9 protein-coding genes are annotated in these 19,610 nt (G+C 72.0%); 1 reads left to right on the forward strand and 8 read right to left on the reverse strand.

Features of this window, described 5'->3' with window-relative positions; translation table 11 throughout:
- Window positions 1-10 precede the first annotated feature (10 nt).
- The 8 genes from V8Z80_RS19865 to V8Z80_RS19900 form a co-directional block, all read right to left on the reverse strand.
- Window positions 11-12,934 carry a filamentous haemagglutinin family protein gene (locus tag V8Z80_RS19865; RefSeq protein WP_336063219.1) on the reverse strand — a complete coding sequence of 4,308 codons (12,924 nt, stop codon included), beginning with the start codon at window positions 12,932-12,934 and terminating at the stop codon, window positions 11-13.
- A gap of 163 nt (window positions 12,935-13,097) precedes the next feature.
- Window positions 13,098-14,087 carry a FecR family protein gene (locus V8Z80_RS19870; RefSeq protein ID WP_336063220.1) on the reverse strand — a complete coding sequence of 330 codons (990 nt, stop codon included), beginning with the start codon at window positions 14,085-14,087 and terminating at the stop codon, window positions 13,098-13,100.
- An 85-nt stretch (window positions 14,088-14,172) separates the two neighbouring features.
- Entirely contained in the window at window positions 14,173-14,691 is a 519-nt protein-coding gene (locus tag V8Z80_RS19875; protein ID WP_336063221.1) for an RNA polymerase sigma factor, read from the reverse strand.
- A gap of 67 nt (window positions 14,692-14,758) precedes the next feature.
- The gene (locus tag V8Z80_RS19880) at window positions 14,759-15,487 is read right to left on the reverse strand and encodes an STN domain-containing protein (RefSeq protein WP_336063222.1); all 729 of its coding nucleotides are present in this window, start codon (window positions 15,485-15,487) and stop codon (window positions 14,759-14,761) included.
- A gap of 190 nt (window positions 15,488-15,677) precedes the next feature.
- Window positions 15,678-16,454 (reverse strand): SDR family oxidoreductase, encoded by a 777-nt coding sequence (locus V8Z80_RS19885; RefSeq protein WP_155194242.1) that lies wholly within the window; start codon window positions 16,452-16,454, stop codon window positions 15,678-15,680.
- A gap of 87 nt (window positions 16,455-16,541) precedes the next feature.
- The gene (locus V8Z80_RS19890; protein ID WP_155194244.1) at window positions 16,542-16,943 is read right to left on the reverse strand and encodes a T6SS amidase immunity protein Tai4 family protein; all 402 of its coding nucleotides are present in this window, start codon (window positions 16,941-16,943) and stop codon (window positions 16,542-16,544) included.
- Entirely contained in the window at window positions 16,940-17,401 is a 462-nt protein-coding gene (locus tag V8Z80_RS19895; protein WP_336063223.1) for a type VI secretion system amidase effector protein Tae4, read from the reverse strand. The genes V8Z80_RS19890 and V8Z80_RS19895 overlap by 4 nt, the downstream gene beginning before the upstream one ends.
- A 78-nt stretch (window positions 17,402-17,479) precedes the next feature.
- Window positions 17,480-18,787, reverse strand: a complete 1,308-nt coding sequence (locus V8Z80_RS19900; RefSeq protein WP_336063224.1) for an EAL domain-containing protein — start codon at window positions 18,785-18,787, stop codon at window positions 17,480-17,482.
- A 232-nt stretch (window positions 18,788-19,019) separates the two neighbouring features.
- Here V8Z80_RS19900 and V8Z80_RS19905 point away from each other — a divergent pair.
- On the forward strand, window positions 19,020-19,610 hold a 591-nt coding region (locus tag V8Z80_RS19905; protein WP_336063225.1), incomplete at its 3' end, for a recombinase family protein.

Genomic DNA, 19,610 nt, shown 5'->3' on the forward strand with positions numbered 1-19,610 from the left:
TTCGGTTTCCCTACAGGCCGAAGCGCTGGCGCTCCCCGGGCGTCAGGCGCGCCCGCTGCGCCTCGGAAAGATCCCCCTCGCCCACCACCTGCAGCATGCTCTCGGACCGGTACGACACCTGCCGGGCCGCCGGCGCGGCCGACGCACCGGGGGACGAGCCGCCCGGCGCCGGCCCGCCGGCCGCCGGCTCGTCGCCAAAGCCCAGGATCTGCACGCTGATGATGGACGGCAGGTTCTGGCGCGCCGCCGCGCGGGTGCGCGCCACCGACTCCTGCGCCGCGTCGGCCGCCGCCGTGGAGGCCGCGCTGGCGCTGGTCAGCGCCCCGACGTTGACCGCCGCCACCACCGGGATGCCCGCCGCCTCGCCCTGCACCTGGATGTTGGCCGCGTTGACCACCTGCAAGGCCGCGATGTTCACGTTGCCCGAGACCCGGATGCCCGCCTCGCCCGCGTCGATCGTGCCCAGGGGCGCGATCAGGTCCACGTCGCCCGGCGGCACCTCGGGGATCGGGTCCAGCGTGGCGATGCCCGCGCCCGTGCTGGGCACGTCCGACGACAGCGTGACGTTGCCCACCGCGTCGTACACCCGCCGCGGCGGCGTGTACACCACCGTGGTCTTGCTGCCCCGGCCCGCGTTGATGTCGCCGACGGCCGACCAGGCCAGGATGTCCCCGCCGAAGGTGGTCATGATGCGGCTCTGGCCCAGCAGGATGCTGCCCAGCGAATAGAGCTGGATATCGCCCACGCCGCGCGTGATCAGGCCTGCGGTGGCCGGCGGCGCCTCGCCTTCCACGCCGTAGGTCTGGCTGCCGCCGGGCGTGAGCACCTGGATGGATCCGCCCACGTCCGTATGGATGCCCGAGCCGCCGTACATCAGCAGGTCGCCCTGGTAGACGATGGCCTGGCCCGCCGCGTCGTGCTCGGGGAACAGGGCCGCGATCGCGTTGCGCCCGCGCAGGTAGCTGCCAAAGCGCGGACCGTCGGCATCGTTGTACTCGCGCCCGCCCGCGCGCAGTTCGGCGAAGTAGACCCGGCGCGCGAAGATACGCTGCTGCGCCGGCGCCAGGCCGTCGAAGTACGCCCTCGCCGCCTCGGCCGCATCGCCATCGGGCGCCTCGAATCCATAACGCTCGGCCAACCACGCGATGAGTTCGGCCTCGTAGGTCTTGGCGACCTTGCCGGGCTGCTCGGCCAGCGGCAGCGAAGGGTCGGCCAGGTTGGAGGGGTCCAGGTACCGCTCCAGGAAGCCCGCATAGTCGGCGCCGGCCTCGCCCAGGCCGGCCTGGATCGCGACCTCGGCGCCGGGACGGGCATCGCCCACCGCGACAGGCCCCAGGCTGCGGATGCCGGTCTCTGCGTAGGCGCCGCCTTCGGCCGGCCCGGCCATGACGATATGGCGTCCCGCGCTGACCTCCAGCGTACCGGGGCCCGCCACGTTGAAGTTGCTGAACAGGATGTCGCGGCCGGCCTGGACGACCGACACGTCGGTCGGGTCGCCGTGGATGAACAGATTGCCAGTGCGCCTGACGGTAGACGACGTGCTTGCCCGGCTGGAGGGGACGGCGGCGATCTCGCCGGGCGCCGTGGCCGTCCCGCCGATCAGCGACCCGCTGCGCACGATATCCCTGCCGGCGCGCATCCATACCGGACCGGCCCCCTCGTACCACGTCTGGCCGGGCCTGTCGGTATTGGCGCCAAACGCCAGGATTTCACCCGTGCCCAGCCCGACGATATCGCCGCCCAAGGCATAGATGCGCGCCGGGGCGTACGCACCGGCCGCGGGCTCCAGGGCCGTATTCGGGCCGAAGGCGAACAGGCTGAAGCGGCTCGTCGAGGGGCGGATGGCATCGTGCGCGAGGTTGTACCGCGCAGGGAAACCGTCTGCGGAAAACACGGCGAACGCCGGATTCAGGGGCGTGGGCATCACCTCGGCCGGCGCGGCCGAACGGCTCACCACATAGCCGCTGGCATAGATCGAATCGGCGGCCAGGATCTGCAGGTCGGCATTGCCGAACGGCGACAACAGCAAGGAATAGGCGGCGTTGTACGACGTAGGCGTAACCGAACCCAATGCCGACTGGCCGAGGAACACGCTTCCGCCTGCGGCGACGATGCGCAACTGGCCCGGCCACAGGAAACGCCCGTCCGTCGCGGAATGATTGCGCCCGGTCAGCGCGGCTCCGGCTGTCGTGACTTCCCGCAGTTGCACGCTCGGCGTCAGGTCGCCGCCGGCGGAGAACAGCCTGATCGCCGTATTGTCCGTCCACAGCGAGAACCAGCCCTGACCGCCGGATCCGTGATGGGCGCCGCCCGAGACATAGGGCAGCGAATAAGGCAGCGCGACACGGCCGGGGTCGCCCGTCCCCGAAACGACCAGGTCGCCGCGCGTGGCCAGCGTCGCCACGGCGTCTCCCAGCATCAGGACCGGGCCGCCCGTGGACGAGGCCCGCGACGCGGTATAAGGGTCGAACGGCCTGGAATCGGTCTGGGCCCTGGTATACCCGAGCGCCACGCCCCCGGCCTGCGCCGCTTGCAGATGGACGCTGCCGCGCAGGTTGGCCAGCACGCCGGTCAGATCGATCTCCTGCGCGTTGAAACTCTCGGCGCCGACCGGCGAGGCCGCGTCCGCCCGCGCCTGCAGGCCGGGATTGAGCCCGCCGCCCACCTGCAGGCGCAGATCGCCCCCGCCCGTCAGCAGCAGTTCGCCGCCATCCAGGACCCGCCCCGTGCCGGCCACGGCGACGGCCAGCCCTTCGCTGCGCAGGCGGCCGCCGCCAAGGGCCCGGGAGCTGCCCCGGCGCTCGATCAGGCCCGCGGCGCCATCCACCTCTATGGACAGGTTGCCGCCCCCCAGCGTGCCCAGCCCGGTAAAGCCCACCAGCTCGGGAATCGCCGCCACCGCGCTGCGTTCGGCATTGCTCAGCCCATAGTAGGTATTGCTGACGGCCGAGCCGGGCACGTAGGTGCCGAAATTGATCCACCAGCTGGTGGCGATCGGCTCGATGCCGGCGGTGTCGCCGCTGCCTTGCCGCCACAGCCAGTTGCCCAGGTCCACGCTGCTGCGCTGGGGCCGTAAGTCCTGGCCCTCCTGCACCGGGTTATAGCGCGCGTGCATGTCCCCGGCCAGGTTGCCGCCCGCCCGCAGCAGCAGGTTGCCGCCGCCGTCGGGATACCAGGCGGCATAAGCGCCCTGCCCGGCCCTGTCGACCACGGACTCGTAGGCCGGCCCGGGCGGCGCGTGGTTGTCCGGCAGTTCCGGCGTGAAGCCCGTGCCCAGGTAGGTGCCGTCGGCCTGCCTGCCGCGGTCGCGGTCGAATGCCGCCGCCTGCGCGCCCGCGCGGGACGCCGTGGAGGTGCCGGCGGTGTACACCCCATACAAGGAGCGCATGACGAAGTCGCCGGCGGCCAGCAGGTCCAGGTCGCCGGTTCCGGTGCGCAGCACGCTGAAATTCTGCGCTACCGGGATCCGTTTGATGATCTCGCCGATGACGACCCGATCAGGCGTACCGGGTATCGGTTCGCCCAATGACACGCACAGGCCGTCGGCGCACAGCGACTCCCATTCCGGCGGAACCGGTGTTCCGGCCTCGAAGCCGAACAAGGCCCCCAGTTCGTTCCAGACATAGCTCACCCTGTCGCACAAGCCGTCCGCGCAGACCGATTCCCACCCCGGCGGAACCGGCGTTCCCGCCACCGCGCCGTCGCTTCCGAATATCAATTCCCCCAGTTCGTTCCAATACCAGGCGCCGCCCGGCTGCGGGGGCGTGCCGGGGATGACGGTCCGCTCGCGCTGCTCGTACAAGCCATAGTGCGTATCGGCCAGCACCAGGCTGCCGTCGGCCTGGGGCCGCGTCAGCCGGGGGTCGGCCGCGCCGGTGTCCGAGCCGGCCACCAGCCGCAGGCTCCACGACAGCGAATCCTCAGGCAACATGGCGGCCACCGCCCAATTGCGGCCCATCCGGCCGCCGCTGGCCGCACGCAGGGCGACGGAGGGCACATCGCCGATCAGCCTGACGTCCGTCATCGAGGGAATCAGCGCGCCGACGGGCAATTGCAGGTCCACGGACAGGAACACGCCGTCCGGGTTCGTGCTCGACTGGGAGGTCGCGCGGTGCGGCAAGGGCGCGCCCGCCGGCCAGACCATGGCCGCCAGCGTGGCGGCCGCCGGCAGCGTGAAACCCGGATCGAGCCGCGTCCCGGCCGGCAGGACGGCGGCTTCCCGCAATACGGTGCCGGCGGCGTGCATGACGTGGCCATCGGCGTCGCGCACCGCCCCGCCCAGCACGGTGCCGGCCGGCACCCGCAAGTCGGCGGCAAGGACGGCCGCGGCGGGCAGCTCGGTGCCGGCGGCCAGCGCAACCTCCCGGATCGGCAGGTCGTAGTTCAGCACCTTGCCGGGCGGAAACCGCGTGCCGGCCGCCAGGCCGACGCCCGGGCCGGGTACCACCACGTCCCCGCCATACGCCTGCAGGCCCGGGGTAAGCACCCAGCCGTTGTCGTCGGGCGTGTCCGGCGGCGGCGCGAAGCCGTCGTTGATGCTGCCATAGACATGCAGGTCGCCCCCGGCGCGGATGGCCAGCGCGCCCGGCTCGCCCGAACCGTGGACGGCCGTTCTTTGCCTGCCCGGGTTCAGGCTGTCGTAGCGGTGGCCGGACAGGTCCAGGTCGCCGCCGACCACGATATCGCCGTCGGCCGTGGCGCTGACGATCTCCACGCCCGGACGCAGATGCAAGACCTGCCCGTAGGCGGCGTTGTCCAGGCCGGCAAGCCTGCCTTCGCGCAGGGCGCCATTGGCCAGCGCCCGGGCGATGAACTCCGCGCTCTGCGCGTGCCTGGCGTCCAGGTAGGCCTGGTCGATGACCTGGTAGGGCTTGCCGCCGGCGGCGGGCTCCGTGCCGTATGGCGCGTCGTCATGGCGCTGCACGGCGTTGACGGCGATGGAGCGTGCGCCTTCGATCCGCAGGCCGTCCTGCGCCTGGATGGCCACGTCGCCGTGCACGGCGGCCTGCGCGGTGCCGGCGTTGCCGCCGGCATCGATGCGCGGGGCGAACAATTCCACCGTGCCCCGCGCCCGGCCGTCGTGCAGCGCGGGATGGGCCCGCACCCGCGCATCGTCGGTACCGTAGCGCAAGTCCATCCTGCTGCCGGCGGCCAGCGTCAGCAGGCCCTGGCCCGAATTCAGTTCTATGACCGCGCGATTGGGCGCGTCGATGACCTGGCCGTAGCTGTCGATGCGCAGCATCGTGCCGTGCGCGTCGAGCACGGCATTGCCGTCCAGCGTCAGGCCCTGCCCGCCCGCCAGCCGGATGCTGCCCACCCGCTCGCCGCTGGCGTCCACGGTGCCGGCCACGGTCAAGTGTCCGCCATCGACCGAGACCTCGATCTGGCCGGCCCTGAGCTCGTTGCCGATCCGCAGGTCGCCCTGCTTGAGCTGGAAGCTGCGCCGGCCGAATACTTCTCCTTCGTTCAGGCGCTGGTTCAGCGCCGCGAAGGCCGCGCTCGTGTCCGCGCCGCCGTCCAGGCGCTGGGCTCGGATCTCGACCGCGCCGCCCTGGTACGGCGCCCAGCTGCCGCCGGCCTCGTAGTAGCCGCTGGCGGCGCCCCGCACCAGGCCTTGCAGGTCCACGGCGCCCGCCGCCTCGCCCAGCGCGAGGACCGAAAGCCGTCCCGCCTGGTTGTACCGGGCCGACACATCGACGATCGAACCGGCGGCCAGCCGCACGTCCCCGGCCGCGCTGCGCAGGATCGCATCCCCGCCCCAGCTGTATTGCGTGGCGTCCTGGTCGTCGAAGAACGTCACGCTGCGCCCCGACAGGTCCAGGTGCGCGCGCCCGCCCAGGGCCACGTCTCCTTCGGCCGCCAGCGTCAGCCTGCCGCTGGGCAGCGCCACCGCCGTGTCCAGGGCCAGGCCCCGGCCCGCCGTCAGCGCCAGCTCGGCGCCCAGTTCGGCCGCCGAGGACGGATCGGCCGCGCCGGAGGCGGGCGCGGCCACCGTTATCGCGCCGCCGGCGGTGATCCGGCTGACCGAGCCGGATTCGCCGGTCCACAACGGCGTGATGACGTTCAGGTCGCCGCCGTCATGGCGGTAGCCTTCTCCCGCCACATACTCTCCCTGGGCCTGGTACACCGCCAGCGTACCGGCGTTGTTGGCGCTGATGCGTTCGCTGGCGTGCAGGTTGACGCTGGCGAAACCGAGCGCCAGCCGGTCCAGCTCGCTGACGCCGTCCGGCCGGCCCCACGGGCCGTAGCCGAAGATGATCTGCGCCGCCTCGATCTGCAAGGCACCCGAGCCCGTGCCGGCGCCGCCCGCGGCGACCGCCCCGGGCGCCTGGCTTGCGCCGTTCCAGAACAGCCGGCCGGTGCGGATCAACGCCAGGTCGCCGGCGCCGCCATAACCGTAGACCGCCGAAGTGGTCAGCAGCAGGTTGTCCAGCAGCGAGCGGCCATCGGCATCCAGGGTGGACAAGGTGACGCTGTCGAAGAAGTTCAGCGAACGGCCCGCGATCAGCTCGAGGGTTTCCAGCGCCGGCGCGCCCGCGTTCGCATCGCCCTGCAGCAGGCGCTCCATGATCTGCTGATTGATCGTCAGGCCCGGCGTCAAGGCGCCGCGCGCCTGCGCGGCGGCCAGCGCCTGGGCGCCGCCGATATTGAAGGCGCCAACCGCCAGGCTCAGGTGGCGCGTGCCGTACAGCACCGAATCATCGAGCTCGAAGCGGTTGTCGGTGACGAACGCGATGCTGCCTTCGGAATAGAGCCGCGTCTGTCCGGCGCAGGAGCCCACCGCGCACGTGCCGACCTGGATCGCGCCGGGAAACTCGCTGCTGCCGGCCTGCGGCGCCAGCCACTGCAGCGCGCCGTTGGAAACCGCCACGACGCTGATGTCCGCCGGCTGGTGCACGAACCCATGCGTGGCATCGAAGGCGGAGGCTCCCTGGCCCAGCGTGCTGATTTGCGCCCCCTGCTCGATCACGATCGTGCCGTCGCGCTGGTAGAGGTTGCCCTTGCTGATCAGCATCACTTCCGGCGCGGACAGGACCGCGCCGCTTCGGACGGTGACGCCGCCCGCGGGATTCCTGCCGGTTATGACGGCGCCGGTGCTGTTGCCCAACCTGACCATGTTTGCGGCCTGGCCGTAGACGACCCATGGCATGCCGCCGATGGCCAATCTATCCACCTGGAGCCGGGTCAGCTCGGCAGCACGCACGGCAATGGGCGAATCCGGCCCGGGCGCATCGGCCTGGCCAAGCACCTCGATGGCGCTGGCGGACTGCCCGATGGCCAGCACGGCCAGCGTGCTGCCCCGGCCGCCTTGCGCCGCGCCGCCCAGCACGGTGCCATCGAAACGCAGGCTGAGCCTTTCGTCGTCCGGATTGCGGTCGGCAAAGCTCAGCAGGAGATTCTTCGCATCGGCCTCGATCACCGCGCGAGGCACGCCCCGCGTGGCGGCGTCGGCGCGCACGAAGTCGGCGTAGGACGTCTCGTTGTACTGCGAGTACCTGCGCAGCGTATCGGCCGGCGTCAGGATCAGGCGGCTGGGCAAGCTGTCGCGCACGTGCGTGCCCGCAACGGAAAGGACGCCCTCGGCCGCATAGGAACCATTGCGCAGCAGGCCCGTGCGGCCCGGCGCGCCCACGGGCCCGGCCGCCCCGTTGATCTCGACGCGATAGGCGCCCGGCAGCAGGGAATAGGTGGCCGGCAGCAAGGTATAGGTGCCGGCCGGCAGCCCAGGCACAGCGCCGGCGGCCAGCGTGACCTGCTGGCCCAGCATGGCCTGGCTCGGCCCGCGCTCGCCGCCGGCCGGCGCCGCCGGTGCCTGCATGCCCGGCACGATGGCGTAAACCGGATTGCTGCCCAGGCCCGGCAGGACCAGGCCGTCCCGCCCGACCTGCGCCAGCGGGTGGTACCGCGCATCCGTCGATCCCCCGCGTCCCGAAACGAAGCCGGCGCCGGTCAGCGTGCCGCCGCCGGACAGATCGATCAGGGCGCCCTCCTGGACGTCGACGTAGCGGCCCCGCAGCTCGACGAACGCATCGCCCTGGCTTGCCGCGCCGCTTAGCGAGACCTGCTGGCCGGCGTACGTCCAGGCCACTGCGTCGATGGAGCCGCCGTACGGCATCAGCAGCCCGTTCGCGCTGACCGAGGTCACGCTGCCATCCAGCAGGTTCAGGTGCATGGTATTCAGGCTCGAAGCCGGCGGCGAACCGAAGACGACGCTGCCCAGCGGCGCCCGGACCACGCCGCCTTGATCGACCGTCGAGGCCGCCAGCCTCAGGCGTCCGAATACGGAGTACGGCATCCCGGGCATGGACTCGGTGGTGCGTGCGATGGTCAGCGTGCGGCCAGGGGCGAAATCGGCGTTCGTGCCGTTCCAGCCTGCATAGACCACCGCGTTGGCCTGGGTCGCCGGATACAGTTGCGCGGCAGCCAAGGCCAGGTCGCCGGGCGAATAGAACTCTCCGCCCAAAAGGCGCATGTCGCCGCCGCTCTCCAGCCTCACGCTATCGAACGCCCGCCGGTCCGCGAACTCGGGCAGGCCGGTGACGGTCGCTGCCTGGCTGCGCCCCCCCATGTAGAGCACACCGCCCAGGTCCAGCAGCTGGCCGGCCTGGATCTGCAGGCTGCCCGCGGCGGCCTGTGCCGACAGGCCGCCTACCACGGTGGGATGGATGTAGCCGTCCGCGCCGTGGCGGCCGACGTAGCCGGCCAGGCGCACATACGGCGCAGCCAGCTCGATCCGCGCGCTGTCGGGCGCATCCCCGCCCGGCGTCAGCACGCTGGCATACAGGCTCAGGGACTGCCCCAGCGCCAGCCGGACATCGCCGCCCAGGCTCAGGACGCCATCGCTGGCCAGCGTCAGGCTGTCGAACCCGCCGGCCGCAACCTGGCTCGCCGCGATCTGCCCGTGGCCGTACTGCAGCAGGCCCGCGGCCTGACCGGCGTCCGTGGGCAATCCGCTGCCCTCTGCCTCGCGCACCAGCGCCAGTTCGCGCACGCGCCGCACCCTTGCGCCCGCGTCCGCCGTGCGGTACAGGGGCGTGTCCAGCGCCAGGGTCAGGCTGCCGCCCGCCGCGCCGGCGCCGCCCGAGCCGGCCCGCAGCGTGCCATCGACATAAAGGCCGTTGCTGGAGGCAAGCGTGATCGCGCCGCCGGCGCTGGCCACCGCGACAGCGCCGCGGCCCGGGATATCCAGGACGGCGCTCGCGCCCGAGGCATCCAGCAAGGCGCCCGGCCGGACGACGACGAACACGTCGTCGGCATTGTGCGACTGGGTAAGCGCATTCGGGCGTCCGGCCTGCGCGCTCTCGGCATCGAATGCGCCGCCGATGACGATTTCCCCGCCCGCCTGGACGATGCCATACCGTTTGCCGAGCAGGTCCACGGCGGTGGCCGCGCGGCCGGCGACATCCAGCACCGCCTGCTCGCCGATCCAGACGGAACGGCCATGGCCGGCGGCATCCAGGCGCTCGTCGACGGCGCCCAGGTCGATGCGCCCGCCCCAGGCGTTGAGCGTGCCCAGGACCGTCAGCTGGCCGATGCTGCGGATCTCGATGGCCTGGCCCGGGTCGACGGTTACCGCCGCGCCGAGGCCGATCTGCGCCAGGACATCGGACCGCTCGGCGATGGACGACAGCGCGCTGCCGGCCTGCAGGCTCAGGCTGGCCCCGCCTCGCTGGGTCAGCACGCCGGCGGCCGGGTCTTGCAGGTAGCGCGGCGGCGTCCAGGCCTCCAAGGCCTGCGTGGCGCCGTGGCCGGTGGGCACGTCCCGCGCGGCGGCGGCAAAGCGGTAGACCGGCATCGTCACCTCGACCTGGGCGTGCGGCGCCACGGCCATGCCCTGGTTGCCGATGACCTGGTAGCGCGAGAAGCCCTTGCCGAAAAAGTCCTCCGGCAAGTGCAGTTCGCCCGGTTCGACGGCTTCGTGCGCCCCGCCGATGCGCACGCGCCCGGCCAGGATGGCCAATGTACCGCTGCCCGTGACGCCGTAGCCGCGGATTTCCCCATCCAGGCTCAGCACGCCGGCGCTCGAAGCGCTGGCGGCATTGGCGGCAAGCGTGGCGTTGCCGCCCCGCCCGCCCCGCGTCGTGCCATCGGCCAGGACAGCCGCCCCCGCTGCCACGTCGACCAGGCTGCCGGCGCCCAGCATCACGTCGCCGCTGCTGCGCACCGACACCGTGCCGCCATCGCGGTACGGCAGGTAGGCGATGTTCGCAGGGTCCAGCAGCAGGTTGCTCCACAGCCCGCCGGCATCGATCGTCACGCCCTCGGCCACCGTGACGCCGGCGCGCGTGCCCGCGGGGGCCGCCAGCGTGGTATCCTCGATGCGCCGGTTGGCGCTGACCTGGTTCAACACGTTGCCCAGCCGGATCATGCCGCCGTGCGCGCTCAGGTCGGCGCTGACCTCCACCCGCGGGCCGAACAGCGTGATCTCCCCGCCCGGCGCGGTGCTCAGCGCCGCCTCGACCGTGATGCCGCCGGCCGCGGCCACGCGCACCGCCCCCAGCCCGAAACCATTGAGCTGCTCGGTATCCAGGTAGAGCCTGCCTTGGCGATCCGCCGGCAGCGCATCGTCCAGGCTCAAGCCGGCCGCGATACGCTCGCCCGTGGCGCCCAGCACGACCTCGCGGATCGTGTTCGCATCGGCCCCCAGCCCATGCTGCAGCGTGCCGCTGTCCTTGACGTAGTACGGCGTGTAGCGCCCCACCACCAACTGCGCCCCGCGCGCCAGCGCCCGCTGCGACTGGTAGTAGCCGTCCAGCCCGGCCTGCGGCGCCTGGTCCTGCCGCGGGCCCTGGTAGGTGTCGCTGGCGATCTCGCCTTCGAGCACCGCATGGCCGGTGCCGATCACCAGCACCCCCGCATCGCGGCCGACCGTATAGCCCGGCTCGCGCCGCTGACCCGGCGCCACCAGCGGGTTGTAGTAGTGGTCCGTCTGGCCCCAGCGCTCGCTGTGCCGCTCGTAGCCCTGGTACATCCCCGCATACAGCATGTCGCCCGGCGCGCGCGAGACCTCGTACAGCCGCCCGTCCGCCCCGCGCAGCCAGCTCTGGCGGATCATGCCGCTTTGCACGTCCAGCGTGCCCCCCGACAGGTTGATCGAGGACCCGGCCTGCGTCACCACCTCGCCGCCCGTGAACTGCACCGCACCGCCCTGGGCCATCCACTCGCCCACGCCCCGTCCGCTGGTGGCCAGGTAGCCGCCCACCTCCAGCAGGCCGCCGGCGGTGTACCAGCGCTCGCCCTCATAGCCGTTGGTGCCCGCCGGCACATGCACCAGCGAGCGCCGGTCCACCCAGATGTTGCTGTTGTTCAGCTGGCCGCTGTCGCGGTTGACCGGCGCATCGCGCTGCTCGTTGCCCTGCACGTTGATCTGCAGGTTGTTGCTCTCCATGGCCACCCGCACGCCCACCGCGCCCGAGACGTCCAGCACCGCGCCCTCGCGCACCAGCGCGCGCCGCGCGGCGTTCACCGCGATCTGCCCGCCCGTGGCCAGGGTCAGCGAGCCGCCCTCGAAGTCCACCGTGCCGCCGCTTTCGATCCGCACCAGCGACAGGTCGCGCCGGAAATCGTCGGCCCGCACGATGTTGTCCTGGGAGTTATCCACCACCGGCGCCTGCAGGCTGTCGCGCTGGCCGTCCAGCGCCGTGGCGTCGGTATCGGCCAGCACGATGGCCGTGGCGCTGTCCCGGCCCAGCAGCACCTGCCCGTCGGCGCCGGCGGCCCTCAGGTGTATCGTGCCGCGCAGGTCCTGCGAGCTCGTGGCCACGGCCACGCCCAGCTGGCGCACCTGCGTGCCGGCCAGCGTGATGTCGCCTTGCGGTGATTGGATCAGGCCCGTATTGGCCACGATGCCGCTGCCGGCGGCCGTGACCTCGTTGCCGCGCGTGGTCGACGAGGGGTTGCCTTCGGTGCCCTGACCGCGAGCGATGACGAAGCTGTCGCCGGCGGCCAGCAGCGCCTGCCCGCGCGGGGTGTGGATCGTGCCGGCGTTCTGGACCTGCTTGCCGGCCAGCAGCACGTAGCCCCCGCCCGAAGTGGAGCTGGCCGGGGCGTGCGTGGCCAGGCGCGCGCCCGCCTGGACTTCGATGTTGCCCAAGGCATCCTGGAACGTGGGCGTGCCGCCTTCGGAATACAGCCCGCGGGCCAGGAACTGCGCGTCCAGGGCCTGCCCCTGGCTGCCGGTGGTGGCGGCCGCCGCGGCCACCAGGTTGCGCACATTGACCTGGCTGCTGCCGGTGAACACCACGCCGTTCTGGTTGGCGATCATCACCGTGCCGTCGGCGCGGATGCTGCCCTGGATCTGGCTGGGGCGCGCATCGCCCATCACCTTGTTCAGCACGGCATCCGTAGACGCCTGCCTGAACGTCAGGTCCGTATTGCGCCCCACGTGAAAACTGTTCCACTCCAGGATCGCGCGCGGGCGGTCCTGCGCGATGGTGACCTGCTGGCGCCCGTCCTTGACGCCGGTTTCGGGCGCGGCCGCGTCCCAACGCCCGCCGGCCAGCGGATCCAGGCCGTCCGCGCCCAGGCCGTCGCGCACCCAGGCGGCATTCTGCGCATGATTGCGCGCCTGCTCCTGCGCGGCCTGCTGCGCGGCAATGGCGTTGGCCGTGCGGTTCAGGTTGGCGATCGAGCGCGAGAGCTGCTCGCGCGCCTGGGCCTGCTGGCGCGCCGAAGTGGGCAGGGTCGCCCCAGGCGCGGGCGCGCGCTGCGCCGCGCGCGCCTGGCCGCCCGCGCCGGCGCCGGCGGCGAACCAGGCCCCGCCTCCCGCGTGGGCCGACACGTCCTGGGGCAGCGCCGCCGCGCCGGCCAGCAGCGCCACGGCCAGCGCCTGGGCCAGCGGAGTCGGGCGCGGCAGGCGCGGCGAGCCGGGACGCAGCCGACGATGCGGGCTGGACATGGCGGACGAAAAAACTTGCGTGACGGGCTTGGACATGGGATGCGGATCCTGATCGATGCATGGGTGGCCGCCGCGCCGGGCACGGCTGGCCTGTACCCCTACTAGTCGAATCGCGCCGCCCGGATCGGTACAGCAATCCCCATGAATTTTTTTTGACAAGACACGCGTCCCAAGCCCGGGCGGCCGGACAGGCGGCGATTCAGCTCAGGAACACCACGTCGGCCACGCGCCGCACCTGCGCGTCGTACATTTTCTGGATATGCACGATGGCCTCGTCCAACGCATCCACGGCAAAGCGGCCGCTGAGGCGGCGCTCGGCCAGCGCGCCGCGCAGCAGCACGACCCGCCCCGGGCGGTAGCGGTTGATTTCCTCGATGGCCTGGGCCAGCGGCATGTCGTGAAAGGCCACGATGCCCTGGCGCCAACCCTGGCCCTGCTGGCCCAAGCCGGTGGGCTCGCCCAGGCGATGGCTGTCGTAGAGGACTTCCTGGCTGGCCAGCAGCGCCAGCTCGCGCGCCGGATGCCGCAGCTGCGCGGCGCCCTGGTTGCAGCGCATCCGCACCTGCCCCGAAGGCAGGTGCCGCAGCTCGATATCGCCCGCGTCCAGGCGGATATGGCCGCTGCCTGCCACCACCTCGCAAGGCGCGCCGCCCGAGGCCGACACGGCGGCCTCGCCGGCGATCAGCTCGATGCGCGGATGGCCGCGCCCGGACTGCAAGGCGACGCTGGTGCGGGTGTTCAGTGCCAGCCGCACGCCGGCCAGCTCGACTTCGCGCTGCTCGCCGGTCGCCGTGCGCAGGTCCGCGCCCAATTCGGTCCACGAAGGCCACAGGCCAAATGGCGGCTTTACCAGCGCCACCGCCGCCATCGCGCCCAGGGCCGGCACCGCGGCGCCGAGCAGCAGCCGGCGCCGCGGCTGGACCGGCCGCGGCGCCGCGCGGGCCTGCTGCGCCAGGTCCGGATGCTGCGCCTCGTATTGCCGCGCCGCCACGCCCAGCACCTGCCAGTGGCGGCAGGCCTGCCGCCAGGCCTGCTCGTGCGCGGCGCTTTGCGCCCGCCAGCGCACGAACGCCTGGCCGTCGCGGCGCGTGGGCCGGCCGGTCGCCAGCTTGCGCGCCCAGGCGTGGGCCTCGGCCTGGATGGCCGCCAGGCTCTGGGCGTCGATGTCGGCGGTGGCGTGGGAATGCATGGATGCGGCCTATAGGCGGTTCTTGTGATCTAGACGTTTCAGCAGGGCCGGATCGGCACCCAAAAGGCCCGGAAAATACACATGGTTACTCCTTCGGGTCCTGCATGGCGCGCACGCAGGCTTCATGGGCCGTCTGCAGTTCGCGCCCGACCAGGCGCACGGAAATGCCCCAGCGCCGGGCCAGCTCGGCGCGCGGCACGCCATGCACGCGCGCCGCGATGAGAATGTCGCGCTGGCGCGCCGGCAGGGCCTCCAGCGCCCGGCTCATGCGCGCCAGGTCGTGGCGGGCCTGGGCGGTCTGCTCGGGGCCTGCCGCCTCGTCGGGCACATCGAAGAAGGCGTTGACCTCGGCTTCGCCAAGCAGCCGCCCATCGCCGCGCAGGCGGTCGATGGCCGCATGCACGGCGGTGTTGACCAGGTAGCTTTGCGGGTGCCGCACGCCCGCCAGGCCGTTCTTGTCGGTCAGGCGGATGTAGGCTTCGTGCAGCGCATCGCCGGCCAGTTCGGGCGAAGCGCCGCCCAGCCGCCGCGCCACCAGCGAGCGCAGCGCCTCGTAGCGCTCGGTGAACAGCCGGCGCAGGCGGTCCAGGTCGGCACCGCTCACCAGGCGCCCCTTGGCCCGCGCCCGCCCGCGATCGCGCCGGCCAGCGGCCGGATGCCCGCCCTTTCCTTCATGACGGGCAACCGCCATGGCGCTGCGCCGCTTCGGGCGTGATCAGCAAGGTCAGCGGCTGCGCCGCGCCGCGCGGAGGCGATGCCCCGACCGTCAGCCCCGAGAGCGCCGCATGGATCATGGGTTCGAGTTCGGGACGACCGCTGGCGTGCACCTGCAGGCCGTCGATGGCGGCAATGTCGTTCAGGCGAAAGCGCAGCGCCAGCCGGTAGCTGCCCGCCTGGATCTGCGGCCGCGCGCACAGCGCCTGGATGATGCGTGCCTGCAACTGGCCGTAGAAGCGCTGGCGCGCCGGATCGGCCGGCACGCCGGCCGCCGGGGAAGGCGGGGCGGCCTGGGCCAGGGGGGCCAGCGACACCGCGCGGCGCGAGGCGTGGCGCGGCACGATGCCGGTTCCGGCCAGCAGGCGCTGCAGGGCCTGGTCCTCGGTATAGCGGCCTTGCACCGGCGCCGAACGCCGGCCCGCCACCTGTTGCGTGTCGTACAGCACCGAGCGGCCGGTCTGGGCGCTGTAGCGCTGCAAGGCGTCGTGCAAAGGCAAGGCCGGCAGCGCAAAGTGCTGGACGGCCGGCGCATCCTGCCGCACCGGCCGGGCCGCGGGCATGTCCGCGTCCTGGCCGGCTTGTGCCGGCGCGCCGGACACCGCGATGCCCTGGGCCGGACCCGCCGCCGGCCAGGCGGGCGCAGCGGCGCCGCATGCCAGCGTCAGCGCCACCACGGCTCGCACGCGTACGCAAGACCAGGGATTTCGGACCGAACAAGGGACGCATCCACGCACACAGGAGCCCGGGAAAAAACGCGACCGCCAGGATGGGCGGTCGGGCAAGCCTGCATTCTATGGAGCGAACGTGAATCTCAGGTTACAGAACCGTGACGGCTATTGTGGACTTCCGGCCCGCGCCGGCTTGCGGCCGTCTTCACACCACGGGCGAAAGGCCCCCGTCCACGTTGACGGCCGTACCCGTCACATAGGAAGCCAGGTCCGAAGCCAGGAAACACGCCAGGGCGGCGAACTCCTCGGCCCGCCCCACCCGGCCCAGCGGAATGCCGGCCGCCATGTCCTGCAGCACTGTCTCCAGCGGCACGCCCAGCGCATCGGCGCGCCGCACCCACTGGTCGCTTTCGATCTTGCCCACCAGCAGCGCATTGACCAGGATATTGTCCGCCGCGCCTTCGGCCGACAGCGCCTTGGTCAGCGCCATGCCCGCCGCGCGCGACACCGAGGTCGGCAAGGACCTGGCGCCCGGCGCCTTGGCGCCCACGTTCAGCACATTGATGACGCGGCCCCAGCGGCGCTGCCGCATCTGCGGCCAGGCCAGCCGCACAAGCCGGATCGCGGCGAACAGCTTCAGGTCCAGGTCGTCCTGCCAGGCCTGGTCGCTGACTTCGGCGAAGGGCTTGGCAGCCGAGACGCCGGCATTGTTGACGACGATGTCCACGCGGCCGAAGGCCTGCATGGCGCCCTCGTACAACTGCTGCACGCCATCGGCCGTAGCCACGTCGCAGGGCACCGCATGGACGCGATCCCCGCCATGCCCGGCCAGCCTTGCCCGGGCCGCCTGCAGCGCCGCCTCGCCGCGCGCGGCGATGACGACGCTGGCGCCCGAGCGCAGGTAGCGCTCGGCGATGGCATAGCCCAAGCCCTTGCTGCCGCCGGTGATAAGGGCGGTGCGTCCTGTCAGCGTCACTTCCATGTCCTGGCCTCGTCGGGTGATGGTTCCTGGGACGAGTGTAGGGCATGAACCCCAGGCAAGGCCGGATCCCTAATCGGCCCGGAGCCGTCACCGATAAGGCGCCACCAGCTCCTGCAGGCCGGCATCGTCGGGCAGGTCCAGGCACTGCATCACGCGCAACGATTCGCCGCGCTTGGACGGATAGGGCCGGCCCTGCCAGGCCTGCACGCGCGCCACGATCTGCTCGTACACATCGGCCTGGGCCGCGCCCAGCTCGACATAGGCGCCCGATGCGCGGCGCGCGTCCGCGGCCACGGGCGTATCGGGAAAGGCGCGCATCAGGCATTGGGCAACGGCGAATTTCTCCAGGCGCCGCGCCTCGGACAAATCCTGCCCCTGGCCCGTTCCCTGCGCGCCGGCGGCCGCCTGCGCCGCGCGCGGGCCCGGGGCCGCGCAGGCGGCCAGGCACAACAAGGTCGATACCGCAGCGGCAAGCCCTCGCACCTTCATTTCAACTCCCACAGGCTGGCGCGCGTCGATTCGCGAAAATAGCAGGTGTCCGCGCAGGCCCCGCCATTCCACAGCGTGGCATGCCCCGACGCATCGCTCCAGATGGCCACTTCGAACACGATAATGCCTTTCCTGCCGGCGAACATGGCCGGCGTCGGGTTCTGGAAAACCTCGTCAGGCGGGCCGAACAGCGATTGCAGGTGCGGCACCAGGTCCCGCACCCGGTACAGGTAGCGCGCCCCGTTGGCTCCCGAGGAGGTGGCCCCGGCGCCGGCCCCAATGGCGAAACCCGTCTGGTTGAGCACGTAGCTCAGGCGGATGGCGCAGGCATTGGTGAAGATCCCGGCATCGATGTTGGCCTGGACTTTCCCGCCTATGACGCGGCCCACGTGGGCCACGGAGCCGTTGACCCGGGAGAACGCCCCCCAGGCCAGGTTGAACGAAGGTCTGTGGGCCATATCGCTGTCTCTCCCCGGTCATGAATGGCCAGGACGATATCGGCGCGCGCGGACCGCTTTATGACAGGAAAAGATACGTTACCCATTGAAAACAACAGTACCCGGGCCGGCCATGCCGACGGCCGCCCTGCCGCCGCCGGGCAGCCAGGGCACGGGCCGGCCGATCCACCAGCCCTGCAGCCACAGGCCCGGCGCATCGCCCAGCAGGGCCAGGTCCTGCCGGGTTTCCATGCCTTCGACCACCACATGGTCCGCGATCGAGGCGCAAAGCCGGATCAGGTTGGCCAGCATGGCCCGGGCCGCCTCGCACTCGCGCGCGCGGCGCAGGTAGCCGATGTCGATCTTGATGATGTCGGGCCGGGCCTGCACCGCGAACTCCAGGTTGGCAAAGCCCGCGCCGAAATCATCCAGGGCCACCCGGCAGCCCAGGCCTTGCAGGCGCCGCACGAAAGCCAGGGCCGCCGCCGGATCGGCGATGCGGGTGCTTTCCGTGATTTCCAGCACCAGCCGGCCGGCCAGCGCCCGGTCGGCCTGCAGGCGGCGCAAGATGGGCTGCCACCATCCATCATCGGCCATGCTGGCCGCCGACACGTTGCATCCCAGCACCAGGCCCGGGTGGGCGCCGAGCAGGTCCAGGACGGCCCCGACCACGCAATGATCGACATGGCGCATCAGGCCCAGCCGCTCCAGCGCGCCGATGGCATGGCCCACGGACAGCACCGCCCCGTCGCTGGCGGGCGCGCGCAACAAGGCTTCCAGGTAGACCGGGCAAGAGGGCGCGCGGCGCGCGGCCACCGGCTGGAAGGCGAACAGCAGCTCGCCGCCGGCCAGGTGCCGGTATAGCCGCAAGGCCTGGTCCATGTCCGCGAGATAGGCGCAGCGCCAGGCATCGCGCGGCAAGGCAGGCGCGCGCCGGCCGCGTTCGGCCGGGCCGCGCTCGGCCGATATGCCGGCCCCCCCGCCCGCGCCGGCCCCGGCGGGCAAGGGCCGCGGCTCGATCGTGTCCGCGCGCAGGGCGGCGAGCACCGAACGGCCGGCGCGCTCGACCGGCATGCCGCCCAATTGCGCCAGGACGGCGCTCACGTCGCGGTTCGCGCCAAGGGCCGCAGCGGCCGCCACGGCGACGAAGCGGCTTTCGTCTCCCACCGCGCCGGCCCGCACGGCCAGGCCCAGGGCGCGTGCGCGCACCCGCAATGCGGCCACCACCCCGCGCGCGAAATCCTCGCCGTAGGCCTGGGCCAATTGCGTATAGTTTTCAATTGTTACTATAAATTTCAGCGGGGCTTGCAGGCCCGGCGCGGGCTGGGCGAGGCCGCCCGCGGCGGCGCCAGTCGAGGAGACGCCGGCCGCCTCGGTCACGCCCGCCCCGCCGGAAAGGCGCCCCACCCTGCCCGCCAGCCGCCGACAGCCTGGGGGCAGGCCATTCGGACAGAAAGGACCCCTTCTGTCAGGCTGGGAAGGTATCAAAACGCTGTCGCAGGCCGGGCACTTATATGCAAGCAACTATTGCGTCACCGCGGCGGGCAAAAGGGGTCCCTTTTGTCAATATTTGCTACATGAAGCGTCGGAACGAAACCGCCGTGCCCGCCTGCGGCCCTTCGTGCCAGCCCTCTATCCCATGCACACCTCCAATAACGCCAGAAAGTACGGATATGCCCGGGTCTCCACCGAAGACCAGAACCTGGACCTGCAGGTCTCGGCCCTGACGCGGGCCGGCTGCGTGCGCCTGTACACCGACAAGGGCATATCGGGCGCCGCCGCCTCGCGCCCCGGGCTGGATGCCGTGCTGCGCAAGCTCAAGCCCGGCGACACGCTGGTCGTGTGGCGGCTGGACCGGCTCGGCCGGTCGTTGCGCTACCTGGTGGACACCATCGACAAACTGGGCAAGAAAGGCATCCAATTCGTCTCGCTCACCGAAAACATCGACACCACCCATTCGGGCGGCATGCTGCTTTTCCACATGATGGCCGCGCTGGCCGAATTCGAGCGCTCGCTCATCAGCGAACGCACCCGCGCCGGCATGGCGGCGGCCAAGGCCCGGGGCCGGCACGTAGGGCGCAGGCGGGCGCTCACGCCCGAGCAATGCCTGGAGGCCCTGCACGCCATGAACAGCTCACCGATAGAAGACGTTGCCGCCGCCTACTGCGTGCATCCGCGCACCCTGCGGCGCATGGCCGGGCTGCGCCGGGCCTCGGCATCCGCGCCCGCC

This window comes from Orrella sp. JC864, assembly GCF_037026685.1.
Lineage (GTDB): Bacteria > Pseudomonadota > Gammaproteobacteria > Burkholderiales > Burkholderiaceae_B > Orrella.